28 protein-coding genes and 1 pseudogene are annotated in these 25469 nt (G+C 60.2%); 12 read left to right on the top strand and 17 right to left on the bottom strand.

Annotated features, from left to right (window positions below; translation table 11 throughout):
• Positions 1-23: 23 nt before the first annotated feature.
• Together ACQY1J_RS14395 and ACQY1J_RS14390 are read right to left on the bottom strand one after the other, a co-directional pair.
• Entirely contained in the window at positions 24-704 is a 681-nt protein-coding gene (locus ACQY1J_RS14395) for a hypothetical protein (protein WP_062580026.1), read from the bottom strand.
• Position 705: 1 nt separating this feature from the next.
• Positions 706-1014, bottom strand: coding sequence for a DUF3572 domain-containing protein (locus ACQY1J_RS14390; protein ID WP_062453216.1), 309 nt, complete (start codon positions 1012-1014; stop codon positions 706-708).
• A gap of 133 nt (positions 1015-1147) precedes the next feature.
• Here ACQY1J_RS14390 and ACQY1J_RS14385 point away from each other — a divergent pair, with 133 nt between their 5' ends.
• Together ACQY1J_RS14385 and ACQY1J_RS14380 are read left to right on the top strand one after the other, a co-directional pair.
• A complete protein-coding gene (locus tag ACQY1J_RS14385; RefSeq protein ID WP_062453215.1) occupies positions 1148-1519 on the top strand; it encodes a response regulator in 372 nt (123 codons plus the stop codon).
• A gap of 14 nt (positions 1520-1533) precedes the next feature.
• Complete coding sequence (locus tag ACQY1J_RS14380; RefSeq protein ID WP_062453214.1) at positions 1534-2913, top strand: PleD family two-component system response regulator; 1380 nt, start codon at positions 1534-1536, stop codon at positions 2911-2913.
• A 756-nt stretch (positions 2914-3669) separates the two neighbouring features.
• Here the strand turns inward: ACQY1J_RS14380 and rpmG are convergent.
• The 5 genes from rpmG to topA form a co-directional block, all read right to left on the bottom strand.
• Entirely contained in the window at positions 3670-3837 is a 168-nt protein-coding gene (gene rpmG / locus ACQY1J_RS14375) for a 50S ribosomal protein L33 (protein WP_007626161.1), read from the bottom strand.
• Between the two features lie 89 nt (positions 3838-3926).
• On the bottom strand, positions 3927-5111 hold the full coding sequence (locus ACQY1J_RS14370) for an MFS transporter (RefSeq protein WP_430250165.1): 1185 nt from the start codon (positions 5109-5111) through the stop codon (positions 3927-3929).
• An 86-nt stretch (positions 5112-5197) separates the two neighbouring features.
• Positions 5198-5653: a DUF983 domain-containing protein gene (locus tag ACQY1J_RS14365; protein ID WP_062453212.1), complete on the bottom strand. Its 456-nt coding sequence runs from the start codon at positions 5651-5653 to the stop codon at positions 5198-5200.
• A 2-nt stretch (positions 5654-5655) separates the two neighbouring features.
• Positions 5656-8019 carry a ribonuclease R gene (gene rnr / locus ACQY1J_RS14360; protein WP_430250163.1) on the bottom strand — a complete coding sequence of 788 codons (2364 nt, stop codon included), beginning with the start codon at positions 8017-8019 and terminating at the stop codon, positions 5656-5658.
• A complete protein-coding gene (topA, locus tag ACQY1J_RS14355; RefSeq protein ID WP_430250161.1) occupies positions 8016-10730 on the bottom strand; it encodes a type I DNA topoisomerase in 2715 nt (904 codons plus the stop codon). Before topA ends, rnr begins: the two co-directional genes overlap by 4 nt.
• A gap of 245 nt (positions 10731-10975) precedes the next feature.
• Here topA and ACQY1J_RS14350 point away from each other — a divergent pair, with 245 nt between their 5' ends.
• On the top strand, positions 10976-11179 hold the full coding sequence (locus ACQY1J_RS14350; protein WP_062453210.1) for a hypothetical protein: 204 nt from the start codon (positions 10976-10978) through the stop codon (positions 11177-11179).
• Here the strand turns inward: ACQY1J_RS14350 and dprA are convergent.
• The 6 genes and pseudogenes from dprA to ACQY1J_RS14320 form a co-directional block, all read right to left on the bottom strand.
• Positions 11159-12301 (bottom strand): annotated as a pseudogene (dprA, locus tag ACQY1J_RS14345) (DNA-processing protein DprA). The gene ACQY1J_RS14350 and the pseudogene dprA sit on opposite strands and share 21 nt — an antisense overlap.
• An 18-nt stretch (positions 12302-12319) precedes the next feature.
• A complete protein-coding gene (gene plsY, locus ACQY1J_RS14340) occupies positions 12320-12940 on the bottom strand; it encodes a glycerol-3-phosphate 1-O-acyltransferase PlsY (RefSeq protein WP_430250159.1) in 621 nt (206 codons plus the stop codon).
• Positions 12941-13024: 84 nt separating this feature from the next.
• Positions 13025-14317 (bottom strand): dihydroorotase, encoded by a 1293-nt coding sequence (locus tag ACQY1J_RS14335; RefSeq protein ID WP_430251946.1) that lies wholly within the window; start codon positions 14315-14317, stop codon positions 13025-13027.
• 8 nt (positions 14318-14325) lie between these two features.
• The gene (locus ACQY1J_RS14330) at positions 14326-15264 is read right to left on the bottom strand and encodes an aspartate carbamoyltransferase catalytic subunit (RefSeq protein WP_062453206.1); all 939 of its coding nucleotides are present in this window, start codon (positions 15262-15264) and stop codon (positions 14326-14328) included.
• A gap of 74 nt (positions 15265-15338) precedes the next feature.
• Positions 15339-15653 (bottom strand): type II toxin-antitoxin system RelE/ParE family toxin, encoded by a 315-nt coding sequence (locus tag ACQY1J_RS14325; protein WP_430250158.1) that lies wholly within the window; start codon positions 15651-15653, stop codon positions 15339-15341.
• A gap of 5 nt (positions 15654-15658) precedes the next feature.
• Positions 15659-15925, bottom strand: a complete 267-nt coding sequence (locus ACQY1J_RS14320) for a ribbon-helix-helix domain-containing protein (protein WP_184654936.1) — start codon at positions 15923-15925, stop codon at positions 15659-15661.
• A gap of 128 nt (positions 15926-16053) precedes the next feature.
• Between ACQY1J_RS14320 and ACQY1J_RS14315 the strand changes: the two genes are divergently transcribed.
• Together ACQY1J_RS14315 and ACQY1J_RS14310 are read left to right on the top strand one after the other, a co-directional pair.
• The gene (locus ACQY1J_RS14315) at positions 16054-17706 is read left to right on the top strand and encodes an acyl-CoA dehydrogenase family protein (protein ID WP_092662012.1); all 1653 of its coding nucleotides are present in this window, start codon (positions 16054-16056) and stop codon (positions 17704-17706) included.
• Between the two features lie 202 nt (positions 17707-17908).
• Positions 17909-18565, top strand: coding sequence for a TetR/AcrR family transcriptional regulator (locus ACQY1J_RS14310; protein WP_092662014.1), 657 nt, complete (start codon positions 17909-17911; stop codon positions 18563-18565).
• 34 nt (positions 18566-18599) lie between these two features.
• On the opposite strand, the gene ACQY1J_RS14305 is transcribed toward ACQY1J_RS14310, so the two are convergent.
• Entirely contained in the window at positions 18600-18737 is a 138-nt protein-coding gene (locus tag ACQY1J_RS14305) for a hypothetical protein (RefSeq protein WP_430252031.1), read from the bottom strand.
• Between ACQY1J_RS14305 and ACQY1J_RS14300 the strand changes: the two genes are divergently transcribed.
• Positions 18688-18867 carry a hypothetical protein gene (locus ACQY1J_RS14300; protein WP_062453202.1) on the top strand — a complete coding sequence of 60 codons (180 nt, stop codon included), beginning with the start codon at positions 18688-18690 and terminating at the stop codon, positions 18865-18867. The two genes, ACQY1J_RS14305 and ACQY1J_RS14300, sit on opposite strands and share 50 nt — an antisense overlap.
• The gene (locus ACQY1J_RS14295; protein WP_062453201.1) at positions 18864-19196 is read left to right on the top strand and encodes a DUF6105 family protein; all 333 of its coding nucleotides are present in this window, start codon (positions 18864-18866) and stop codon (positions 19194-19196) included. Before ACQY1J_RS14300 ends, ACQY1J_RS14295 begins: the two co-directional genes overlap by 4 nt.
• Here the strand turns inward: ACQY1J_RS14295 and ruvX are convergent.
• Both ruvX and ACQY1J_RS14285 read right to left on the bottom strand, forming a co-directional pair.
• Positions 19133-19627: a Holliday junction resolvase RuvX gene (gene ruvX, locus ACQY1J_RS14290; protein ID WP_325261007.1), complete on the bottom strand. Its 495-nt coding sequence runs from the start codon at positions 19625-19627 to the stop codon at positions 19133-19135. The two genes, ACQY1J_RS14295 and ruvX, sit on opposite strands and share 64 nt — an antisense overlap.
• A 9-nt stretch (positions 19628-19636) precedes the next feature.
• Complete coding sequence (locus ACQY1J_RS14285; protein WP_062453199.1) at positions 19637-19936, bottom strand: alkylphosphonate utilization protein; 300 nt, start codon at positions 19934-19936, stop codon at positions 19637-19639.
• A gap of 330 nt (positions 19937-20266) precedes the next feature.
• Between ACQY1J_RS14285 and ACQY1J_RS14280 the strand changes: the two genes are divergently transcribed.
• From ACQY1J_RS14280 to ACQY1J_RS14265, 4 genes are all read left to right on the top strand, one after another.
• The gene (locus ACQY1J_RS14280) at positions 20267-20971 is read left to right on the top strand and encodes a metal-dependent hydrolase (RefSeq protein WP_092662017.1); all 705 of its coding nucleotides are present in this window, start codon (positions 20267-20269) and stop codon (positions 20969-20971) included.
• 105 nt (positions 20972-21076) lie between these two features.
• Positions 21077-21364 carry an Asp-tRNA(Asn)/Glu-tRNA(Gln) amidotransferase subunit GatC gene (gene gatC, locus ACQY1J_RS14275; RefSeq protein ID WP_062453197.1) on the top strand — a complete coding sequence of 96 codons (288 nt, stop codon included), beginning with the start codon at positions 21077-21079 and terminating at the stop codon, positions 21362-21364.
• A gap of 57 nt (positions 21365-21421) precedes the next feature.
• On the top strand, positions 21422-22903 hold the full coding sequence (gene gatA, locus ACQY1J_RS14270; protein WP_062453196.1) for an Asp-tRNA(Asn)/Glu-tRNA(Gln) amidotransferase subunit GatA: 1482 nt from the start codon (positions 21422-21424) through the stop codon (positions 22901-22903).
• A gap of 85 nt (positions 22904-22988) precedes the next feature.
• On the top strand, positions 22989-23498 hold the full coding sequence (locus ACQY1J_RS14265) for a GNAT family N-acetyltransferase (protein WP_092662019.1): 510 nt from the start codon (positions 22989-22991) through the stop codon (positions 23496-23498).
• On the opposite strand, the gene ACQY1J_RS14260 is transcribed toward ACQY1J_RS14265, so the two are convergent.
• Positions 23495-23818: a DUF1294 domain-containing protein gene (locus ACQY1J_RS14260; RefSeq protein ID WP_430250156.1), complete on the bottom strand. Its 324-nt coding sequence runs from the start codon at positions 23816-23818 to the stop codon at positions 23495-23497. The genes ACQY1J_RS14265 and ACQY1J_RS14260 overlap by 4 nt on opposite strands.
• 145 nt (positions 23819-23963) lie before the next feature.
• On the opposite strand from ACQY1J_RS14260, the gene gatB reads away from it, so the two are divergent.
• On the top strand, positions 23964-25466 hold the full coding sequence (gene gatB, locus ACQY1J_RS14255) for an Asp-tRNA(Asn)/Glu-tRNA(Gln) amidotransferase subunit GatB (protein WP_113111013.1): 1503 nt from the start codon (positions 23964-23966) through the stop codon (positions 25464-25466).
• Positions 25467-25469: the final 3 nt, after the last annotated feature.

The raw sequence follows: 25469 nt of genomic DNA, 5'->3' as shown, positions 1-25469 counted from the left end.
GTAGAACGCACATCCTTCAACCACTATTTTGCGGTTTGATGATGCGGGATGTGGGACAGGATGTAGGCGTCGATCATCTCTGCGGCATGCGGCCAGTCTGTGGCCCGGACGATCGGTTGATCAGGCTTCGGAGCAAGCTGGTGCAGAGGACTGTCCGGCATCATGTGGATCAGCAGGCAGTTCTCGACGTGGTCGCGGACCGAATGCAGGTTGTGGGCCATGTCATCGATAAAGACCGAGGGAAGGGGGCGCGCGGCATGGATCATCTGCATGACAGGGCCTTTCTTTTCCTCAGTCGCGACGAGAGGGAAGGTGAGGTCGAGCCGGTCGAGAAGCCGGCGACGCTGTTCCTGATAGCGTGGCGGCATGGCAGTGAGGAAGATGACGTCTGCAGCCTTACCGATCGCCTTAAGGGTCTCGATCGAAAGCGCAGAGGGCGTCTGCCAGTCTTCTTGGCGGTCGAAGAACGCGCCGATCAGGCGTTTGACGTCCGCTTCCTCGATAGGGACCTGCGTTTCGACCGAAACGATATTGCCGGTGAGGCGGAAGGAGCGCGGCAGCAGCTCCAGCCCCTCTGCCTTGATGAACTCGGTGAAAGGTGCCGCGAAGTCCAGAACGACGTCATCGACGTCGCATACGACCAGCGGGCGGTCGCCCAGTTGGACATGGGAGAAATCGAGGGCAACGCCGGAAGAGTTCTCCATCTCAGTAGTCGCCCGAATCGAGTGCAGGCTTGGAATAATAGTGTGACGCTGCGGCAACCGTTTCCGGTCTCGTGTTCGTCGCTTCGCAAAATGCCATCAGCGTTGGCTCGTGGCTCATCAGAAAATCGATCATGCCGCCCAGAAAGCCCGGATCGTCGATCACAGAACGAAGTTGGCCGGGCTGGAGACCGGAAAGCGCCAGAAACCGGGAGAACATGTCAGGCTCGTCCGCAAGCCAGCTGAGGATTGCGCCGGCCGTCTCTTCGGGGGCTGCGGCGGGTGCCTTGTTATTCAACGGATCGAACCTCATCGCCTGCTCAAGTTACCTATTTCTCAACCAAATGCCCTTAACGTGTGCCGCTAGTGGCTTAAAGAATCTCGTATTCGGAAAGCTTATAGACTGAAAGCACGCTTGCAAGGCGCGATTTAAGGAACGGATCGACATGCCCAAACGGGTCATGATTGTCGAAGACAACGAGCTGAACATGAAGCTCTTCCGCGATTTGATCGAAGCGTCCGGCTACGAGACGATCCAGACGCGCAATGGCATGGAGGCGTTGGATCTTGCCCGCCGTCACCGTCCGGATCTGATCCTGATGGATATCCAGCTGCCCGAAGTATCGGGTCTGGAAGTGACCAAGTGGCTAAAGGAAGACGACGAACTGCACGTCATACCGGTCATCGCCGTCACCGCATTCGCGATGAAGGGCGACGAGGAACGAATCCGACAGGGCGGGTGCGAAGCCTATGTTTCGAAGCCCATCTCGGTGCCGAAGTTCATCGAGACCATCAAGACGTATCTTGGCGACGCGTAAGGTCGGAGAATGACATGACGGCACGGATCCTGGTAGTCGACGACATTCCCGCAAACGTAAAGCTGCTCGAGGCACGCCTGCTTGCGGAATATTTCGATGTGTTGACTGCCGACGACGGCTACAAGGCGCTGGCGATCTGTGAACAGGCCCATGTCGATGTCATCCTGCTCGACATCATGATGCCGGGCATTGACGGGTTCGAAGTCTGCGAGCGGCTGAAAGCCAATCCGCGGACATCCCATATCCCTGTTGTCATGGTCACCGCGCTGGACCAGCCCTCCGACCGCGTGCGCGGCCTGAAAGCCGGTGCCGACGATTTTCTGACCAAGCCGGTCAACGACCTGCAGCTGATTTCCCGTGTCAAAAGCCTCGTGCGGCTGAAGACGCTGAGTGACGAGCTGCGCATCCGGTCAGACACCGCGCAGGATCTCACGCTGCAGGACATGATGAAGAGTGCAGCGGGGCAGGACGCTCAGGACGACGTCGCGCAGGTCCTACTGGTCGATGGCCGCGGAAGCTCGCAGGAACGCATCGTCAGGGCGCTGAAACCGGTCGCGGATATCACTGCCATCTCCGATCCGCAGGCAGCCCTTTTCGAAGCGGCTGAAAACCCGTTCGATCTGGTGATCGTCAATACGAATTTCGATGACTACGATCCGCTGAGGCTCTGTTCACAACTGCGATCGCTGGAGCGGACCCGATTCCTCCCGCTGCTGCTGGTGACGGAACACGGCGACGACCAGGTCATCGTCCGGGCGCTCGATCTCGGCGTCAACGACTACATCATCCGGCCGATCGATCCAAATGAACTCGTGGCCCGGACCCTGACGCAGATCAAGCGTAAGCGTTACAACGACCGCCTGCGGTTGAGCGTGCGCCATACGATCGAATTGGCTGTGACAGATGCCCTGACCGGTCTGCACAATCGCCGTTATCTCGACAATCACATGAAGGTGCTGTTTGCCCGTGCAACAGCCCGTGGGCGGCCGCTGTCCGTCTGCATCACCGACATCGATCGCTTCAAATCGGTCAACGACACGCACGGCCACGACGCCGGTGACGAGGTGCTGAAGGAAGTTGCGGCCCGTATCCGGTCCACGGTACGCGGTGCTGATCTCGCCTGCCGGTTCGGTGGCGAGGAATTCGTTGTGGTTATGCCCGATACGGATAGCGCCGCCGCGGCTTTGATTGCCGAACGATTGCGCAACATCATCGAGCAGACGCCGTTCGTGCTGAAAAGCACTGGCGCCAGCCTGAACATCACAGCTTCGCTTGGGATTGCCTGCAGCCGCAGTGGAGCGGAAACGCCGGAGCAGTTGTTGAAACAAGCCGACCGTGCGCTTTACGACGCCAAGAACAGCGGGCGCAACCGAGTCGTTGCAGCCGCCGCTTAAGATTTGCACGAGAATCGTCTTATATTAAAATACGCTAATATAATATCTTTCGTCTTGCAGCGAGGCTTTTTGATAAAGAAGCGCTCGTCCCCCAGTTTCCTCAATTAAATTTGACGATTCGTACGCGGCTTCGAGCCAAATAAAACGCATACGGGAATGGAAGACCGGTGCTTTGTTTGAGCATTGCCGAACGATACGGTAGCATCTACACAGAAGCGAGAAAGTCCTGCTTCTCGCTGACGATTTATAATCGCCTTTTACTTCCGTCTCGAAGCCGGGCTAATCTTCGAGCTCGCATCGAACACCGTAGGGTGGGTAAAGCTAAAAATGCTTTGGCTCAGAATAAACCTAACAATTGAAGAGCTGGAATAGCCTCTTTCTACAAAGACGCGTGTGGATTTTAACCATCATATCCAAACAGTTTCGTACTGATCTAAGTATGTGTTGATTTTCCATTGATTTTGCGCAATTTTGGTTTCAACGGGGCGAAGGGTTCCTTCAGCTTACGTCGAGATACCCCATGATGCTCAGGTCCGCCGCATCTCCTGGGTCGTGGGGTCGGTCGACTGGCAAGCAATTTCAACGGCTCCTCGTGCCGCGATTGCAAGCCGGTCGACCCCCAATCAAAGCGCCGCTGTCAGAAATGACGGTGGCGCTTTTTGCGTTTTGGTACTCACGCTTGAAAACAGCAGGCAAAGAAAAAGGCGCCCGGCTGATCAGCCTGCGCCTTCTTTCATGCCTTTAAGTGACCAGATCTTACTTGATCTTGGTTTCCTTGAATTCGACGTGCTTCCGGGCAACCGGATCGTACTTCGTCTTGGTCATCTTGTCTGTCATCGTACGGCTGTTCTTCGTGGTTACGTAGAAGAAACCGGTATCAGCCGTCGACAGCAGCTTGATCTTGATGGTCGTAGCTTTTGCCATGGTCTTAGCGCCTTTAAGAAAAGTGGAGCCGCGGACGCAGACGGTCGACGGCGAAATCTGGGGCGAAATTACAAATCGCGGTCAGAATGTCAACCTTGTTTCGTTGGTAAAAACCATCGAGCCCCCGAAACAACCACGTAAAAGCCAAAGAAACCGGCCAGCGCCCAGGCAAAGCCGTCATTGCCCGCGACATCCATGGCAGCGCCGATGCCCTGTGGTCCTGCAACCGTGCCGACGGCATAGCAGAAGATGAAGGCGGCATTGGCAGCGACCAGATCGGCACCTCGAAGGCGAGCTCCCAAATGCGCGAGGCCAACGGTATAGAGGCCAGAGATACAGCCGCCCCACATGAATAGGAGAACCGCGGTCATCATCCAGTTGCCGATCAGGAAGGGGATCGTCAGCGAGCCGAGAACGCCCAGCACGGCGAGGCCGGTCAGAAGCGGCCTGCGGTCACGCATGCGGTCCGAAATCATCCCCAGCGGGATCTGGAAGGCCATGTTGCCCAGTCCCATCACCGTCAAGAGGATGGCCGCATGCGATTCGGTCATCTGTTCGCGCAACGCATAGATCGGAAACAGCGACAGTCCGCCGACCGAGACGGCACCAAAGGCGAAGACGGCTGCCGTCGCACTGGGAACGAGGAATATATAGTGGAAGAAGTGCCGCTCGGGCTTGCTGTCTAGCTTCGGACTTTCGTGACGGGCGAGAAAGATCGGTATGATGGCCGTCATGATAATGAGTGCGCCGACGATGAACGGGAGCACGCCATCGCTGCCGAGAAGCGAAAACAGCATCGGCCCGATCGCAAACCCGACCGCCAGCACCGTTGCGTATATGCCGAGGACCAATCCGCGTCGTCTGGGTGGCGCGGCTTCATTGATCCAGAATTCGGACAGGATGAACAGGGCCGTGGTCGCGCCATGGAAGGTAAAGCGCAGCGGAAACCACATCCAGAATTGGTCAGCATAGTAGAAACAGATGGCGCTGAAGGCGGCGATCACCACGGCGATCATCATGCTGCGCGCCACACCAAAGTCATGTGCACATTTCGTCGTGATCGGGGCGGTAACCATGGCTGCAACGCCTGCCATGGCAGCGTTCAACCCGATCAGCGTCGATGAGATGCCGCGTTTTTCAAGGATGATGCTCAGCAGCGGCAGGCCGAGCCCCATGGCTATTCCCACGGCGCTGACGGCGGCGGTGGCTGCGATCAGGGATGGCCAGTGGATCTCCGCGACATGGCCGTTTTCGTCGGTCGTCGGCTGAGGCATTCAGACTTCCTTACAAGTCGGCTTCGGACTGGACGTCCGTACGCATGAAATAGGACGGGAAGGTGGTAACGAACGGTGGTCCATGATCAGTTCGGTCTGTTGCTCGGACCGCTGGTCGAATCGGTCCCGTCCTCGCCGCCGCCGAACCCATGCATGCGGTTTGCCCATTGCAGGCCGATGACACCGCCCTTGATGGGCTGGATCGTCGCGATGGCGGCAAGCACCGCAAGCGGTGCCCAGATGGCGAGGTGGACCCAAGGAGAGACACGCAGGATCATATCGGTCAGCATGTAGCCGGTCATCAGCACGTGACCAACCACGACGATGACGAGATAGGCCGGAAGGTCGTCTGCACGATGGTGGGAGATATCTTCACCGCAGACGGAACAATGATCGACTGGCTTCAGGAAGGCACGGAAAAGCCGGCCCTCTCCACAGGCAGGACAGCGACAGGCGAGGCCCCGTTTGATGGAGCGGCCAAGAGGTCGATCGACCGGGTCCGACCCGCCGAAGCGGACCGTCTGTTCGCCATCTGACTGCATTGCTATCTCCTGCCGCCACGGAAGGGGCGCGTACCTGGCTTTTTGGGCCGTCCGCCAGATTTGTCTCGTCGCGCAGACTTGTGGAACGAGCGGGCGCCGCCCGGCAGCTTCTTGCCTTCGCTCAGCATTTCAAACTGAAGCGCACCGGCAAGCGGAACTGCCGCCTTCAGCTTCACATCGACGGTATCGCCGATCTGGTAGCCGAGACCGGAACGTTCGCCTGTTAGCGCCTGATGCGCCTCGTCATAGATATAGTAATCGTCGCCGATCGTTGACACCGGCACGAAACCATCGGCGCCATAGGTCGGCAGGGCCACGAACAGGCCTGCCTTGGTCACGCCGGACACGCGGCCCTGGAACTCCTCGCCGATCTTCGTCGAAAGGTGGTGCGCCACAAGACGGTTTACCGTGTCGCGTTCGGCCGCCATGGCGCGGCGCTCGAAGGTGGAGATCTCTGCCGCGATGTCTTCGAGCTGGGCTTCTTCGCCCGGCGTGATTCCACCTTCGCCGAGGCCGAGCGACCCAACCAGCGCGCGATGCACGATCAAATCCGCATAGCGCCGGATCGGCGAGGTGAAATGCGCGTATTTCATCAGGTTGAGGCCGAAATGGCCTATATTGTCAGGGCTGTAGACCGCCTGGCTCTGCGAGCGCAGCACCATCTCGTTGACCATGATCTGGTGCGGCGTGCCCTGTGCCTGCGACAGGATGCCGTTGAACGAGTTGGAGCGCATCTGGCCGCCGCGAGCCATCGAAATGCCGAGCGTGTTCAGGAACTCGCGCAGCGTCTCCTGCTTTGCAAGCGAGGGGCCATCATGGATACGGTAGATCAGCGACTGCTTCTTCTTCTCGAGCGTTTCGGCGGCGCAGACGTTTGCCTGGATCATCATCTCTTCGATGAGCCGATGCGCGTCGAGCCTCTCTGGCACGATCACACGATCCACCGTGCCATCCGGCTTCAGCATGATCTTGCGCTCGGGCATATCGAGTTCGAGCGGCTGTCGACGGTCGCGGCCGATCGTCATGATCCGGTAGGCGTCCCACAGCGGCTTCAGGACAGGCTCCAGCAACGGACCGGTCTTGTCGTCGGTCTCGCCGTTGATGGCGGCCTGAGCCTGCTGGTAGGAGAGCTTGGCCGCGCTTTTCATCATGATGCGGTGGAACGTATGGCCGGCCTTGCGGCCTTCCTTGGAAAAGACCATGCGCACAGCAAGCGCCGGCCGGTCTTCGCCCTCGCGCAGCGAGCAGAGATCGTTGGAAATGCGTTCCGGTAGCATCGGTACGACGCGGTCGGGGAAGTAGACGGAATTGCCGCGCTTCTGCGCTTCGCGGTCGAGCGGCTTGCCGGTGCGGACATACCAGGAGACATCGGCGATCGCGACGGTGACGATGACGCCGCCCGGATTGTCGGGCGAGGTGTCTGGCTCGGCATAAACAGCGTCGTCGTGATCCTTGGCGTCGGCGGGATCGATTGTCAGGAGCGGCACGTCGCGCCAGTCTTCGCGCTTCGACATGCTGGCCGGCTTTGCAGCTTGCGCTTCTTCCATCACCTCGTTCGGGAAGATGTGCGGAATGCCGTGCGAATAGATGGCGATCATCGAGATCGCCTTCTCGGAACCGACGGAACCGACAATGTTGAGGACGCGGGCGCGGGGCAGGCCGAACCGGCCGTTGCGAACGACTTCCGACTCGACCAGGTCGCCGTCCTTGGCGTCTCCGATGTCCTCGGGTTCGATCACCATTTCCTCGCCGCGCCTCTCGGTCGGCAGAAGACGCATTTCGCCGTCAGCCAGTCTCTGGACGACGCCGAGGGCGGCGCCGCGGCGCTTGTCGATGACCTTGATGACGCGGGCCGTATAGGCGGGGCCTGACCGTTCCTTGTTCGGGAAGATCTTTGCAAGGATGCGATCGTTGAGACCCGCGGCTGCCGCCTTGCCTTTTCCGCGGCTGTCATGCGACTGGCGGATGAGCACGGCCGGGGCAGCACCCAGATCCTCCGGCCACTCGGTCGGCCGGCCGATCAGTTCGCCATCCTTGTCGCGGGTGGTGATGTCGAGAACGGTGACCGGGGGCAGGGCACCCGGACGCGAGAGCGACTTGCGGTTCTTGGTGAGAAGACCGTCTTCCTCGAGCGAATGCAGCAGATCCTTGAGCTCGATCCGCGTATCGCCTTTCAGCCCGAAAGCCTTGGCGATCTCGCGTTTGGAGCCCTTGTCCGGATTGTCAGCGATGAACTGGAGCAGCACATCGCGCGGAGGAACCGCACCCTGGACAATTACCGGTCTGCTCGCCGACTGGCTGTCGCCACGGTCAGCCTTCGCGGCGCGTTTCTGCTGGCGATTGGATCGCTCGTTCGGTTCTCTCACGTGTCCGTCTTCTTCGCCTTCGATGCGGTTGTCTTTTTGGCCGGTGCCTTCTTGGCTGCGGTCTTAGCCTTGGCAGGCGACTTCTTTGTGGCGGTCTCGGTCGTTGCGTCCGCCTCTGTCTTGGCAGCAGCCTTTTTTGCCGTGGCCTTCTTGGCCGGCGCTTTCGCCTTGGTCTTGCCCGACGATGCCTTGCCGCCCTTTTCGATGATCAGGGCCATCGCCTGTTCCATCGTCACAGACTGCGGGTCCATGCCCTTCGGCAGCGTGGCATTGACCTTGGCCCAGTTGACGTAAGGCCCGTATTTGCCGTCGCGCACGGTGATCGCGCCGCCGTCCGGATGCGCGCCGAGGTCCTTGAGCGCTGCCGGTGTGCCACGACCGCGTCCGCCGGGGCCTTTTTCCTTTTTCTCGGCAATCACGGTGACGGCGCGGTTGAGACCGATCGAGAACACGTCCTCGATCGTTTCCAGGTTCGCATAGCCACCGTCATGCAGCAGGAACGGCCCGTAACGGCCAAGACCTGCCGAAATCATCTTGCCCGATTCCGGATGCTTGCCCACGTCGCGCGGCAGGTTGATCAGTGCCAGCGCCTTTTCATGGTCGATATCGTCAGGCAGCCAGCCCTTGGGCAGCGAGGAACGCTTGGCTTCCTTGCCGTCGCCGCGCTGGATATAAGGTCCGAAACGACCCGACCGCAGCGTCAGCTGCTCGCCGGTCATCGGATCGGTCCCTAGTTCCTTCGGCTCGTTGAGGCCGGAAGCTTCCGCATCCGCGCCGCCTTCGGACGACAACTGACGGGTGAAGTTGCACTCCGGATAGTTCGAGCAGCCGACGAATGCGCCGTACTTGCCGAGCTTCAGCGACAGGTTGCCGGTGCCGCAGACCTGGCAGATGCGTGGATCCGAACCGTCTTCCCGCTTCGGGAAGACCAGCGGTGCAAGCGCTTCGTTCAAAGCGTCCAGCACGTTGGTGACGCGCAGTTCCTTGGTGTCTTCGATCTGGCCGAAGAAGTCCTGCCAGAACTCCCGCAGAACCTGCTTCCAGTCCAGTTCGCCAGCAGAGATCCTGTCGAGCTTCTCTTCGAGATCGGCCGTGAAATCGTATTCGACGTATTTCGTGAAGAAGTTCTCGAGGAACGCCGTCACCAGCCGTCCCTTGGAATGCGGGATCAGCTTGCGCTTGTCCATGATCACATATTCGCGATCCGACAGCGTCTTCAGCGTCGCGGCATAGGTGGAAGGACGGCCGATGCCGAGTTCTTCCATCTTCTTGATCAGCGATGCTTCCGAATAGCGCGGCGGCGGCTCGGTGAAATGCTGGCTCGAGTTGACCTTGTTCTTGTCGAGCTTTTCGCGAGCGTTGATCTCGGGCAGACGACCGTCTTCGTCGTCGTCCTCGCTTTTGTCATCCTCTTCGCGGCGGTCCACATAGGCGCCGAGGAAGCCGTCGAAACGCACGACCGAACCGACGGCCCTAAGGCCAGCCTTCTCGGCACCGTTTGTCGCCGAGATCTCGACGGTGGTGCGTTCCATTTCAGCAGATGCCATCTGGCTGGCAATGCCGCGCTTCCAGATCAGCTCGTAAAGACGCGCCTGATCGGCATCGAGATACTGGCGAACCTTGTCCGGCGTGCGGTTGAAGTCGGTCGGACGGATCGCTTCGTGGGCTTCCTGCGCGTTCTTCGCCTTGGTGGAGTAGAAGCGCGGCTTTTCGGGCATGTAACGTTCGCCGAACTGGTCGACGATGGCACGGCGCGCCTGGTCGATCGCTTCGGGTGCCATCTGCACGCCATCGGTACGCATATAGGTAATGAGACCGACAGTCTCGCCACCGATATCGATACCTTCATACAGCTTCTGCGCGACCTGCATCGTGCGCGAGGCGCCGAAGCCGATGTTGGACGACGCGGCCTGCTGGAGGCTTGAGGTGGTGAACGGCGGGCCGGGATTGCGCTTGACCGGCTTTGCTTCGACCGTCTCGACGCTATAGGCAGCGCCGTCGAGCAGGGTCTTCAAGCGTCCGGCGTCCTCGCCGTTGGTGATCGATTTGCCCTGCAGACGCTTGCCGTCGGCCTGCACCAGCTTGGCCAGGAACTCGTCGCCACGCGGTGTCTTCAGAAGCGCGGAGATATTCCAGTACTCTTCCGAGACGAAGCGCTCGATCTCGGTTTCGCGGTCGCAGACGAGGCGCAGCGCAACCGACTGCACACGGCCGGCAGAACGGGCGCCCGGCAGCTTGCGCCACAGGACCGGAGACAGGTTGAAGCCGACGAGATAGTCGAGAGCGCGGCGGGCGAGATACGCGTCCACCAGCGGCACGTCGATATCGCGCGGGTTGGCCATCGCATCGAGAACCGCCTTCTTGGTGATGGCGTTGAACACGACGCGCTTGACCAGCTTATCGCCGATCACCTTCTTCTTCTTCAAGAGGTCGAGGACATGCCAGGAAATCGCTTCACCCTCGCGATCCGGGTCGGTCGCGAGATAAACGGCGTCCGAACCCTTCACGGCGTCGGCAATATCCTTCATCCGCTTCTGGGATGCGCTGTCGACTTCCCAGAGCATCTCGAAGTCCTGGTCAGGCAAAACCGACCCGTCCTTGGCAGGAAGGTCGCGGACGTGGCCGAAAGAGGCGAGAACCTTGTAACCCGAGCCAAGATACTTGTTGATGGTCTTGGCTTTGGCTGGAGATTCTACAATGACTACATTCATCTTGTTTCTCTGCAATAGAGCTTTGCCCGGTCTCGTAACGATCCAGGCGGAAATCTGGTCTCCCGACATGGCGGGCGTTTGTCCCGGGGTCAAGAGGTCATCGTTAATTAGTAGGATACAACGAACTGCAACCTGAGAGTGATGTGCAATTAGTTGCAATCTTAAATAAACATCTCTAAGCTGCGCTGATAAGGTGACGAATAGTTATATTAGGCGGTGTCGCGCCCTATTTGACAGGATGTGAAATGGTCTCTCACGGTGACAAGGACGGACGGGGCGACGAGAATTCGCGCAACATCGCCTACATCCGGCAGATGCTGGCAGAGTTGCGGCAGGTCGCGCTCAGCGAGGGGGCTGATATGCTGTGCTACCTCATCGAGATGGCCTATGTCGAGGCTGGCGACGTGCAGGCCGGGCGACGACCGCGATCAGTCTTCCATAGCAAGTGAGACCATGCCGCCCGGGTGCCGGTGCAGCCGACCGGCAAGATCGAGTTCCAGCAGAATAAGATAGACACTGGCCGCGGCAACGCCCGTATGGCGGATGATATCGTCGATCTCGACCGGTGTCGGACTGAGCGCCGAAATGATGCGCGTCCTGTCGTCGTCATCGGGCGGCAGGAGTGTGCTGCCTCTGCCGGGCTCTTCGATGACGGTATTTTGAAATCTTTCGAGATCGGACAGCGGCGCCAACGCATCCAGCACATCTGAAGCGCCGGTCGTGACGATGGCGCCCTGCTTGAGAAGTCCGTTCGTACCGTGGCAGCGCGGATCGAGTGGCGAGCCGGGGACGGCAAACACCAACCGTCCGAAATCGGCGGCAAGCCTTGCGGTGATCAGCGAGCCTGACCGCTCAGCTGCTTCAACGACAACAAGGCCCAGCGAAATTCCAGCGATAAGCCGGTTGCGACGGGGGAAATCACGCGCCCGGGGCTCCCAGCCAAACGGCATCTCTGAAACGGCAAGGCCCCTGCTGGCGGTGATCTCATCGAGCAGGGCGACGTTTTCCGGCGGATAGGGACGGTCGATGCCGCCGGCCAGAACCGCGATCGTGCCGGTATCGAGACTGGCGCGGTGCGCCGCCGCATCGATGCCGCGAGCAAGTCCTGAAGTGATCGCATAACCGGCGCGGCCGCAATCCCTGGCAATCACCGCCGCAAACTTCGCCCCGGCGATTGAGGCGTTGCGCGAGCCGACAATGCCGACCGAGGGGCGGGTGGCGGTGGAGAGATCGCCCTTTGCCGCAACGAGCGGCGGCGCTGCCTCGATCTGTCGCAACGCGGGAGGGTAGTCGGGTTCACCGATGCCGATGAACTGTGCGCCCTAGCGGCGTGCGATCTCCAGCTCGCGTTCGGCCTCACTGGCACTGGCGATGCGGATTGCCCGTGTCGATCCGCCGCGCGCTGACAGTTCCGGCAACATGGCCAGCGCATTTTCCGCCGAGCCGCAATGATTGATGAGATCCCGGAATGTCGCCGGGCCGACATTGTCGGAGCGGATCAACCGCAGCCAGGCGATCTTCTGCCGTTCGGTGAGCGCAATTCCTATCCGTCTTGCGCTGCTATCCGGCATGATCCGTCCTTTAAGGGACTAGCCCTTTTGGCCGATCTTGCTTTCGGTGCCGGCAATCAACCGCTCGATATTGGTCTTGTGCTTGATAAAGGAGATGATCGTCATGAGAGCCATGACGGCAGCAATCTTTGGTTCCTGTATGAACCACAGCACAACCGGAATGACAAGGGTTGCAACCATGGCGGACAGCGATGAGTACTTGCTGAGCTTGGCAACCGAAAGCCAGACCGCGGCAAACACCAGAACCATGAGCGGTGCGACCCCCAGCAGCGTGCCGATATAGGTCGCGACACCCTTGCCACCCTTGAAGCCGAGCCAGACCGGATAGAGGTGACCCATGAAGGCGGCAAATCCCGCAAGCAACCCCGCTTCCGGACCGAAGGCGTACCAACCGATCAGAGCTGCGACCGTCGCCTTCAATGCGTCGAGCAGAAGCGTGCCGACGGCGAGCTTCTTATTTCCGGTGCGAAGAACGTTGGTCGCCCCGATATTGCCGGAACCGATCGAGCGGATGTCGCCGAGACCGGCGGCGCGGGTGAGAAGCAGGCCGAACGGGATCGAGCCCAGGAGATAGCCGAGAACAAGCGCGCCGGCTGCGATCGGCAGCGAGATCTGCCACGTAAGAAGGTCGGTTATCATGTGTTTCCCCCAAAGCCCCTAGTCGGGTTTGCCCCCGTTCCAACCCTTTCGCGCAAGCGCGCGATGGGTCGGCCCGCCCCATCTCTATCCCAGTTTATAGACGCATTTCCCGCCGACATAGGTCGCGACGGCGCGGCCGGAAAAGCGCGCATCCTCGAACGGCGTGTTTTTCGAGCGCGACAGAAGCATATCCTTGGCGACGATCCAAGGCTCGTCGAGATCGATCAGCGTGATATCGGCCTTTGCGCCCGGTCTCAGCGTGCCCGCATCAAGACCGAAGATCTCGGCCGGGCGGGTCGACATTGCAGAGACCAGCCGCATCAGCGGCACGCGCCCGTCATGATGCAGGCGAAGGGCAGCCGACAGCATGGTTTCAAGCCCGATCGCACCATCGGCGGCATCGGCGAAGGGAAGACGCTTGGTGTCGACGTCCTGCGGATCATGCGAGGACACGATGATATCGATGCTGCCGTCGGCGAGCGCCTCGACCATGGCGATCCGGTCGTCTTCGGACCTAAGCGGCGGCGACAGCTTGAAGAAGCTGCGGTATTCGCCGATGTCGTTTTCATTGAGCGACAGATGGTTGATCGACACGCCGCAGGTGACATTGGCACCGCGTGCGCGGGCAGTCCGCATGGCTTCGGCCGATTCCGCCACCGAGATTTTTGCCGCGTGGTATTTGGCGCGGGTGAGGCCGGCAATCCGCAGATCGCGTTCCAGCGGAATGATTTCCGCTTCCTTCGGCACGCCCGACAGGCCGAGCCAGGAGGCGAACAGGCCCTCGTTCATGACGCCGTTGCCGAGATATTTTTCGCGCAGTTCGAGCGAGATGACCGCATCGAACTCGCGCGCATAGGTCATCGCGCGGCGCAGCAGCAGCGAATCGGACAGGCCGTGACGGCCATTGGTAAAGGCCACGGCACCGGCTTGCTGCAGCAGGCCGAACTCGGTCATCTCCTTGCCGGCAAGCCCTTTGGTGAGCGCTGCGGCAGTGTGGACATTGACGATCGCCTTGTCACGCGCCGTCTTCTGCACGAATTCAACGAGCGCAATATCGTCGAGAACAGGATCGGTATCCGGCATCATGATAAACGAGGTGACGCCACCGGCAGCAGCGGCGCGGCTGGCCGATGAGATCGTCTCGCGATGTTCCGCACCCGGCTCGCCGACATAGACGCGCGCATCGACAAGACCCGGCGTTGCGACAAGACCCTGGCAATCGCGCACCGTGGCGCCGTCGGGTGTACCCTGGTTCTGGGCATCCTTTCCGGCCGCAAGGATGCGACCGTCGGCTCCGATGATGATCGTGCCGGTTTCGTCGAGATTGCGCGAGGGATCGATGATGCGCAGGTTCCTGAGAACGGTGCCATTGGACATGGTCGGGCTCATGCGCGCTCTCCCTGATTGGAGGTCAGGAGTGTTTCCATGACCGCCATGCGGACGGCGACGCCCATTTCGACCTGCTGCTCGATGACGCTCTGCGGACCGTCGGCGACATCGGAAGCAATTTCGACGCCGCGGTTCATCGGACCCGGATGCATGACCAGCGCATCACCCTTGGCGACTTTGAGCTTTTCCGCATCGAGACCGTAGAAGTGGAAGTATTCGCGCACCGACGGCACAAAGGAGCCGGCCATGCGCTCGCGCTGCAGACGCAGCATCATCACCACATCCGCATCCCGCAAACCTTCTTCCATCGAGTGAAAGACCTCGACGCTCATGTCGCGGATGCCTGACGGAAGTAGCGTCGACGGCGCGACGACCCGGACACGGGCGCCCATGGCATTCAAGAGGATGATGTTGGAGCGGGCGACGCGCGAATGTAAAACATCGCCGCAGATGGCGACGATGATGCCCGACAGCTTGCCCTTGGCGCGGCGGATGGTCAAAGCGTCGAGCAGCGCCTGTGTCGGATGTTCGTGCTGGCCATCGCCGGCATTGACCACCGAGCAGGTCACCTTCTGGGCAAGCAGGGCCGCGGCACCGGCCGAGGAATGCCTGAGAACCAGCACGTCCGGGTGCATGGCATTCAGCGTCATCGCCGTATCGATCAGCGTTTCGCCCTTTTTCACCGACGAATTGCTGACGGACATGTTCATCACGTCGGCGCCAAGCCGTTTGCCGGCAAGCTCGAACGAGGACTGCGTGCGCGTCGAGGCTTCGAAGAAGAGATTGATCTGGGTGAGGCCCCGAAGCGTGGACGTCTTCTTTTCCCGCTGCCGGGAAATCTGCACGGCCTCGTCGGCCTTGTCGAGAAGCGTCGTAATGTCCTGCCGGGTGAGACCCTTGATGCCAAGGAGATGGCGGTGGGGAAAGAAGACCATAGGGGGCGTCTCCGCTTGCGTTCGGCGGTCTATAAGGTCTGGGGGGAAAGGCCGCAAGCGGGATGGGAGGTTATCTACGGCTTGTTCGTCATGATCGCCCGGTAATCCCGGCCGCGATAGAAGACATTGACGATGTCGATGGCTGTCTCAGCCTCGCGATAGAGGATGACGGCATGATGCTCAAACGGGACCATGCGAATGCCGGGACCGAGGTCTGGCCTTGGCGCGCCGCCCGCCGGTGCGTTGCCTATCCTGTCGCAACGCGCCAGAAGCCGGTCGGTGAATTGCCGAGCCGTTTGAAAACTCTGGCTTGTCTCGAGAATGAAGAGAAAGATTGCGTCGATGTCGTCGAGAGCGTCCGGCCTGTATTGCACCGGGAGACGCTTCATCGGCGTCATCCCTTATGCGAGGTGTAAAGCCTGTCGAGATGGGCACGAGCCTCAGCACCGCTGATACTGGGTCGCGGATCGTCCAGCGATCTTTTGACGCGGTTGCGTATTGCCTCGAGACGCTCGTCCTGTTCGGCGTCTTCCCGCATAAGTGCATCGACCGCGGCCTGCATTGCTTCATCCGTCGAAGCGTATTGGCCGGTCTCGACACGGCTCACGATTGCATCTGCCAGATCTTGCGGTAGCGTGATGCTGAATTTTCGCAAACTCATGATTGCAACTCTCGTCTTCGCTCTGTGCCAGTATGGACTATGCGCCGGTCGTCAGCTTTTGTGAAGAACCATCGAATTCCTTCTGTGCTGCCGTTCCCTCGCTCTTTAACTTCCGCTAGAACCGCCCCATGAACGACATGTCGCGCGATGAAGAAAAATTTGGTGAACTGAACCAGCCGAAGCCCTGGTCGGGGATCAATGCCTACCGCTCCGATCCCCTTGTGGTCGACCTGACCGGCGATCTGAACCGCGCGATCCGCGACGAATACGACCAGCTCGGCAATTACGTGACCTCTCCGGAAGCCCAGGAACTGGCGCGGATGGCGAACGAAAATCCGCCCAAACTGCGCACCCACGGTCCGCGCGGCGAGCGGCAGGACACGGTTGAGTTCCATCCTGCCTGGCATGCCCTGATGCGCCGCTCGATGCAAAGCGGCCTGCATTCGTCGATCTGGGAGACCATTCCGGAGCAGCGTGCCCACGAACACAAGGTTCGCGCCACGCGCTTTTATCTGTCCGCCCAGCTGGAATGCGGCCATCTGTGCCCGCTGACGATGACGAGCGCTTCGATTGCGGCGATGATGGCTTCCCCACGCGTCCACAAGGAATGGGCGCCGAAAGTTCTGTCGCGCAAATACGATTCGACCAATCGGCCGGCCATGCAGAAGTCCGCCATCACGGTCGGCATGGGCATGACCGAAAAGCAAGGCGGCACCGACGTGCGCGCCAACCGGTCGACCGCCGAGCGTGTGGGCGAGGGAATCTACCGCCTTTCCGGCCACAAGTGGTTCATGTCGGCGCCGATGAGCGACGGCTTTATCATGCTGGCAAAGACAAATGAGGGAATCGGCTGTTTCCTCGTGCCGCGGCTTCTTGAGGACGGTTCGGCCAATGGCTTGAACTTCCAGCGGCTGAAGGACAAGCTCGGCAACCGCTCCAATGCATCGTCCGAAGTCGAGTTCACCGACGCCTTCGGCTATCTGCTCGGCGAGTCCGGTGGAGGCATCCGCACCATTCTCGATATGGTGACGCTGACCCGTCTCGATTGTGCTGTCGCGTCTGCCGGCATGATGCGCGCGTCGCTGGCCGAAGCGGTCCATCATACCCGCGGTCGTGCCGTGTTCGGCAAGAACCTGATCGATCAGCCGCTGATGACGCGCGTGCTCGCCGATATGGCGCTGGATGTCGCGGCCGCGACAGCGCTGTCGTTCCGGCTTGCCGACGCGTTCGATCGCGCCCGCGGCAACCCCGGCGATGCGGCCTATGCCCGCGTCATGACGCCAGTCATCAAATACTGGAACTGCAAGATCGCGCCATCGCTGATCGCCGAGGCAATGGAATGCCTGGGCGGCAATGGCTATGTCGAGGAGCGTCCGATTGCCCGGCATTACCGCGAGGCGCCGGTGAATGCGATCTGGGAAGGCTCGGGCAGTGTCATGGCGCTCGACGTTTTGCGCGTGCTGTCGCGAGGCCGCGATCTGTTCGATACGGTTCTGGCCGGTTTCGAGCGGGATCTCGGCGCATCGGGCAAGAAGACCGTGGAAGTTCTGCGTGCCGCGATGGCGCTGTGCGAACGCGACGAGGGCGCTGCAAGGCTTCTGATCGAGCAGCTGGCGCTGGCCGCCGGTGCCGCAGAGCTTGCGCGCCTCGGTGCCGGCAAGATCGCCGATGCCTTCCTCGAAACACGTCTCGCCGGCGGTTGGCGCTCGACCTATGGCATGCTCGATGCCCGCTTCGACGCCCGCTACATCGTCGATCTTCTCTACCCGCCAGCAGCGTAAGAAGAAGTCGCCGAAAGGAGAGACGAAGACTGCCTGTGGGGCAAGGGCATCCACTGCAGCGCATCCACTTGTCTCTTGTGTGTCGCAGCATGCGCCCGGTTTCGGTCTTCTATCCTGTGCACGGCGTCCGTGTGGCGCTTGCGATGATGGGAAACGACGGGGTATCGCAACAGTTAACAAAGAGTTGCGAAACAGGCGGGCGATGCTTCAGATAGCCGAGACGAATACCGAGACCGGTGCTGCATCAGCTCAGGCCATACGTCCGCGCAACCGGGCCGGCACGGAGCGGGCGATCTTCATTGCTGCCCGCACGCTGCTGGCCGAGGAAGGGTTTCAAGGCTTCGGCGTCAATGCGGTCGCACGGCGCGCCGGCTGCGACAAGCAGCTGATCTATCGCTATTACGGCGGGCTGAACGGCCTCATCGACGCGATCGGCGCCGATCTCGGCAACTGGGTCAAGGATCGCATTCCCGAAGATACCGGCGGCATGTTTCTTCTGACTTACGGCGACCTGATGGAAAAGCTCGCCATCTATTTCATGGATGCGCTGCGCGAGGACCCGCTCGTCTGCAAGATCGTCGCCTGGGAAGTCTCGCAGGATACGCCACAGGTGCGGCGTCTGACCGAATCACGCACCAAGGCTCTCTCAAAGTGGCTGGACAAGATGCGCGGCTCGCTCACACCCCCGAAGGGTGTCGATGTCGCGACCACGAATGCCATCCTGTTTGCCGCCATCCAGCATCTGGTCGTCTCGTCTGCCGTCAGCGGCCAGTTCGCCGGCATACCGTTAAAGTCCGAGAAAGACTGGGAAAAGGTAGCGTCTTCCGTCCGCCGCCTGGTTCGCGCCATCTACGGCTGAGCAGCAGACGTTCTCCACAGCGACGCTCTGGAAATTAACCATGTTTGGCGTTTTGAATTGCAGCTTTCGCCATGCGGTCTAAATCTCTGGTTAATGATTTCTTAACCAAATCGCGGCCATCCATGGGCAAGAATGCAACTTCCACAACGAGCATCGCATTGCTGATCGTCATGACGACGATCTTTGCAGTGCTGGCGCTCGACATTGCCATTCCTGCTCTGGTCCTCAGCCTGATGGCGCTGTCGAGATGGGTCGTAACGCTGGACCTGTCTCCAGCGGAACCAGAAGGCGAAACCGCATGAAGTTGCTCTTGATCTTGTGGGCAGGGCCCGTGCTTTTGCTGGGCAGCTGGTACGGGCTTTCCTATTACGACATGAGCTTCGGCTTCTTCATGCTGACCCGTCAGACCCATGATCTGGTCTTTCAGGTCTATGGCGACGTCCTCGGAATTCCACCCGAAACCATCCCGCCGCTGGTTGCCCGCGCAATCGCATTCGACAGTCTTGTCGTTTTCGCCATCATCGCCTTCCGCAAGCGCAAGCAGATTGCAGCCTGGTGGCGTAGCCGTCAGGTGGGGACGTCGTTGCCGGTTTCTCTGGCAAGGGACGAAAGCCTGTCCAAGGCTCCCTGAAGAATAAAGCTCGCAGCCGCCGAATCGATGCGTTCGGCGCGCTTGGCCCGCGAAACATCCATCTCCAGAAGTGCCCGTTCAGCCGCGACCGTCGATAGTCTTTCGTCCCAGAAGACGAAAGGAATGGCAGTCTTCTCCGACATCGCCCGCACAAAGGCGCGGGTTGCCTGGGCCCGCGGCCCGGCGGAACCATCCATGTTCATCGGCATCCCGAGAATAAAGGCTGAGACCTTCTCCTTCTCCGCGAACGCCAGCAGAACCTCCGCATCCTTGGTGAACTTGACGCGCTTGATGACGGTGCGGGGCGTGGCAAACCTCCGGCCGAGATCGGACATCGCAAGCCCGATGGTTTTGGTACCGAGATCGAGCCCTGCGATTGCCTTGCCTCGCTCAAGCGTGCTAGCGAGTTCTTCGATGGTCAGGATTGCCATATGCTGACCTTAGGTTTTCTTGCGCACGAATTCGGTGCGCAGCACGAGGCCCTTGATCGCATCGTGCCGGCAATCGATCTCTTCCGGATTGTCGGTGAGACGGATTGAGCGGATGACGGTGCCCTGTTTCAGCGTCTGACCGGCACCCTTCACCTTGAGATCCTTGATGAGAGTGACCGCATCGCCATCGGCAAGAATATTGCCGGCTGAGTCACGCACCTCGGATGCAGCGGAAGCCTTCGCAGCCGCATCGGCTGCAGACAGCCATTCGCCGGTAGCCTCGTCATAGATATAATCGTCGTCGGCCATGTCGGTTTCCTCAGGGGTTCGGATGTGACGCAATCGCAGCGAGCATGCGACGATCATATCGGGATGCGACCGCTTAACCCAGTGGCAAGTCCGTGGCAACGTGGCGCCGCCTGTGTGTCAATTCCGGTACGGGCGCTGCTCGCGCAATCATCGTCCTAGACCTTTGAAATGTGAAAGCGCCGCGTTATTTGATGAGGTGTGAGGTGAGACAACTGAGTTCAGAGCCTCATCCGCTTTCGGTGCTTCGAAACCTCCCTTTCGAAGTTCCATCTATGAATTTTGATTTGGTGTCATCACCTCTCTTTTTGCCATCCTCAAGGACACTTCCCCATGAAAATTACTTGGCTCGGCCATGCCGCCTTCCGCATCGAAACGGCAAAGGCAAAGATCCTGATCGACCCGTTCCTGACCCATAGCCCGACCTTTGCCGGCCAGGATCTGAAAGACGTGACCGAAGGTGTCACGCATATCCTTCTTACCCACGGTCATGGCGACCATGTCGGTGATACGGTCGCGATCGCCAAGGAAAAGGGCGCCATCGTTCTTGCCAACGCCGATCTCGCATCCTGGCTGGGTGGAAAAGGCGTCGAGAAGCTCGAGATGGGCAATACCGGCGGCACAGTCGGCTTCGAGGGCTTCACCGCGACCTTCACCCAGGCGCTCCATTCGTCTGGCCAGATCGACGAGCTCGGCGTGTCCCACTCGCTCGGTTCCGCGAACGGACTGATGCTGCATTTCGACGACGAGATGTCGGTTCTGCACATGGGTGATACGGATATCTTTACCGACATGGGACTGATTAACGAGTTGCACCAGCCGGATATCGGCATCGTACCGATCGGCGACCGCTTCACCATGGGCGGTGCTGTCGCAGCCGTTGCCTGCCAGCGCTTCTTCGATTTCAAGCACGCCATTCCCTGCCACTACGGCACGTTCCCGATCATCGAGCAGACACCCGATAAGTTCGTCAAGGGCATGGAAGGCAGCCGCACCGCCGTCGAGGTGCCGGGCGTCGGCGTGACGCTGACCTGCTGAACGGGCATTTCAGTTAAGGCGCGCCAGGAAACCGGCGCCCTGCCTGTTGCGAAGGACGGGCATGGCCATTATAGCGAAGGTGAATTTTACCACCGGAGCCCTGCCATGTCCGTCGATCTCGCCACCGTCAAGCGCGTCGCGCGCCTCGCCCGTATTGCGGTTACGGAGGATGAGGCCAATCGCATGGTTGGCGAATTGAACGGGATCATCGATTTCGTCGAACAACTCTCGGAAGTCGACGTCACAGGCGTCGAGCCTATGACGTCGGTGATGCCGATGGAAATGCGGTTGCGCGCCGACGTCGTCACCGACGGCAACAAAGCAGACGATATCGTCGCCAACGCGCCGGCAACCGACCGCAATTTCTTCATGGTGCCGAAGGTCGTTGAATAAGCCGCTTTAGCCCGAGCGCCGCCGACCCGTCTTAGCCTTTCGAGAGCACGAAAAATCATGACCGACCTGACCAGCCTGACCATTGCCGAAGCCCGCGACAAACTGGCATCGAAGGAATTCACTTCCGTCGATCTGACGAACGCCTATCTCGGCGCCATCGACGCTGCAAATTCCGTCCTTAACGCCTACATCACCGTTACGCCCGAGATGGCGCTGGAGATGGCGAAGGCCTCCGATGCCCGTCGCGCTTCGGGTCAAGTTGGGGCGCTCGAAGGTATTCCGCTCGGCATCAAGGATCTGTTTGCCACCAAGGGCGTCCACACCCAGGCCTGCAGCCATATACTCGACGGGTTCAAGCCCGAATACGAATCGACCGTCACTCAGAACCTGTGGGATGACGGCGCCGTCATGCTCGGCAAGCTCAACATGGACGAGTTCGCCATGGGCTCCTCCAACGAGACCTCGCATTACGGACCGGTGGTCAATCCCTGGAAAGCCGAAGGTTCGAACACTCAGCTGGTCCCGGGCGGCTCCTCCGGTGGTTCTGCCGCTGCCGTTGCCGCGCATCTCTGCGCCGGCGCGACTGCAACCGATACCGGCGGCTCGATCCGCCAGCCCGCTGCCTTTACCGGCACCGTTGGCATCAAGCCCACGTACGGTCGCTGCTCGCGCTGGGGTACTGTCGCGTTTGCATCCTCGCTCGATCAGGCCGGCCCGATTGCGCGTGACGTGCGCGATGCCGCCATCATGCTGAAGTCGATGGCAAGCGTCGACCGCAAGGACACGACCTCGGTCGACCTGCCAATTCCGGATTACGAGAAAGCGCTCGGCCAGTCGGTCAAGGGCATGAAGATCGGCATTCCGAAGGAATACCGCGTCGAGGGCATGCCTGAAGACATCGAAGCCTTGTGGCAGAAGGGCATTGCCTACCTAAAGGATGCCGGTGCCGAGATCGTCGATATCTCGCTGCCGCACACAAAATACGCGCTGCCCGCCTATTACATCGTGGCGCCTGCCGAAGCCTCGTCCAACCTTGCCCGCTATGACGGCGTTCGCTACGGCCTGCGCGTCGATGGCAAGGACATTTCCGACATGTACGAAAAGACCCGCGCGGCCGGCTTCGGCACCGAGGTCAAGCGCCGCATCATGATCGGCACCTACGTCCTGTCAGCCGGCTATTACGACGCCTACTACCTGCAGGCGCAAAAAGTCCGGACGCTGATCAAGCGCGATTTCGAACTCTGCTTCCATGCCGGTGTCGACGCCATCCTGACACCAGCAACGCCGTCATCGGCCTTCGGCATCGCCGATGAGGCACTCGCTGCCGATCCGGTCGCAATGTACCTGAACGACATCTTCACCGTCACGGTCAACATGGCCGGCCTTCCCGGCATCGCCGTACCTGCCGGTCTCGACAAGAAGGGCCTGCCGCTTGGCCTGCAGCTGATCGGCAAGCCGTTCGATGAGGAAACCCTGTTCCGCACAGCGCATGTGATCGAACAGGCGGCAGGCAAGTTCACGCCTGCGAAATGGTGGTAGCGGCTGTCCGGCCTCTGCCCCACCCAATGCGATGCTAGCCCGAATCGCCGGCCGATGATCTACTGTTCCTGAAACAGGGGGCGCCATGCCACTCATCCGCAACGCACGCCAGGACGACGAAGCCGCGCTAGTTCAGATCGGCTTGCTCAGCTGGGAAAAAGCGATGGGCGCCGTTGGCGATCCGTCCAGCATGCGCGAAAGTGCGCTTGCCGCATTTCGCGACTTCGTTTCCTCGTCCTGGCTGACAATCTTGGTGATCGAGGCCCACGGCACGGTCGCCGGTTGGGCTGCCTGCGAGAATCGCGACGACCTGATCACCGACTTCTGGATCGACCCGCAGTTTGAGGGGCAGGGGCTCGGAAAGGCGCTGCTCGCCGATATCGAGGCCGATATCGTTCGTCGCGGGTTCGATAAGGCGCGGGTCGAGACCCATGCGCAGAACGACGGGGCAGTCGGTTTCTTCGAAAAGCAGGGATACAGCGTCCATTGGCTTTCGAGCGCCTATCAGCCGAAGATCGATCGCGACATCCAGTCCATGGGACTGTCCAAGCAACTCGTATCCGACGATCCGGGCACCTACGGGCCGAATTTTTAAACGCCGACGAGCAGCGTCCAGATCGATGCGAGCATTCCGGACACCGCAAGGATCAGCACGATGCTCACGCAGATATGTAGCGTGACGATGGCGGCAAGGATGGTCCTGAACGGCTCCTTGTGCGTCTTGTGACGCAACATGCGCTGGGCCGCCACAGCACCGAGACTTCCGCCGGCAAATGCGAGCAGGAGGAGGGTGGTTTCGCTGACCCGCCAGCGTCCATTCCTGGCGGCCCGCTTGTCGATCCAGTAGATGGAAAAGACGACTGCGTTGAAGAGGATGCAGAGAACGAGAAGTGTCAGCGCAAGGTTGAGGGTCATGAACCCCAGCTAACCGCGCTCCGGTTAAGATTCATCCTGGGCGGTATCAGATGTTTCACCCGGCAAGCCTTGGCCTACGCTTGCACCTCGCCAACATTTGCTCTACCCACAAAGCACTTCGAAACTAAGCCCGAACGAGCATAAGATGACCCTAGTCGACGTCCGCACGCCCGATCCGAAACGCTTCATTCCCGGCGCCACTGGCGATTGGGAAGTGATCATCGGCATGGAGGTGCACGCCCAGGTTCTCTCCAATTCAAAACTGTTCTCCGGCGCTTCGACCGAGTTCGGCAAACCTGCCAATGCCAACGTCTCGCTGGTCGATGCGGCGATGCCCGGCATGCTGCCCGTGATCAACGAGGAATGCGTCCGCCAGGCTGTCCGCACCGGGCTTGGTCTGAAGGCGCAGATCAACAATCGTTCGATCTTCGACCGCAAAAACTATTTCTATCCGGATCTTCCGCAGGGCTACCAGATCTCGCAGTTCAAGGATCCGATCGTCGGCGAAGGCCAGATCGTCATCTCGCTCGGCCCCGACCGTCAGGGTCAGTTCGAGGATATCGAGATCGGCATCGAACGCCTGCATCTGGAACAGGATGCCGGCAAGTCGATGCATGACCAGCATCCGACCATGTCCTATGTCGACCTCAACCGGTCCGGCGTGGCTCTGATGGAAATCGTCTCGAAGCCGGACATGCGCTCGTCCGACGAGGCGAAGGCCTACATGACCAAGCTGCGCTCGATCGTGCGCTATCTCGGCACCTGCGACGGCAACATGGACGAAGGCTCGATGCGCGCCGACGTCAACGTTTCCGTGCGTCGTCCGGGTGAAGGTTTCGGCACGCGCTGCGAAATCAAGAACGTCAATTCTATCCGCTTCATCGGTCAGTCGATCGAATACGAAGCCCGTCGCCAGATCGCCATCCTCGAGGACGGCGGCTCGATCGACCAGGAGACCCGCCTGTTTGATCCGGGCAAGGGCGAAACCCGGTCGATGCGCTCCAAGGAAGACGCGCATGACTACCGCTATTTCCCGGATCCCGACCTGCTGCCGCTCGTCTTTGACGATGCGTTCGTCGCAGAGCTTGCCAAGGACCTGCCGGAACTGCCTGACGACAAGAAGGCTCGCTTCGTGGCTGAACTTGGCCTTTCGATCTATGACGCCTCGGTTCTGGTGTCTGAAAAGGCGATTGCCGATTATTACGAAGCCGTGGCTGAAGGCCGCGACGGCAAGATGGCGGCGAACTGGGTCATCAACGACTTGCTGGGCGCCTTGAACAAAGCGGGCAAAGGCATTGAAGAGACTCCGGTTTCTCCCGCCCAGCTCGGCGGCATCATCGATCTGATCAAGTCGGAAGTCATCTCCGGCAAGATCGCCAAGGACCTGTTCGAGATCGTCTTTTCCGAAGGCGGTGACCCGGCTCAGATCGTCGAGAGCCGCGGCATGAAGCAGGTCACCGACACCGGCGCCATCGAAAAAGCCGTGGACGACATTATCGCCGCCAATCCCGATCAGGTCGCCAAGGTGCTGGCCAAGCCAACTCTTGCCGGCTGGTTCGTGGGACAGGTGATGAAGTCGACCGGCGGCAAGGCAAACCCGCAGGCCGTCCAGGCTCTGGTCAAGGCCAAGCTGGGCATCGAGGACTAACCT

Origin of the sequence: Neorhizobium sp. DAR64860/K0K1, assembly GCF_050500205.1 — a bacterium.
Lineage (GTDB): Bacteria > Pseudomonadota > Alphaproteobacteria > Rhizobiales > Rhizobiaceae > Neorhizobium > Neorhizobium soli.
Note: the sequence above shows the minus strand (reverse complement) of the source record. Positions and strands in the feature narration are given on the sequence as shown.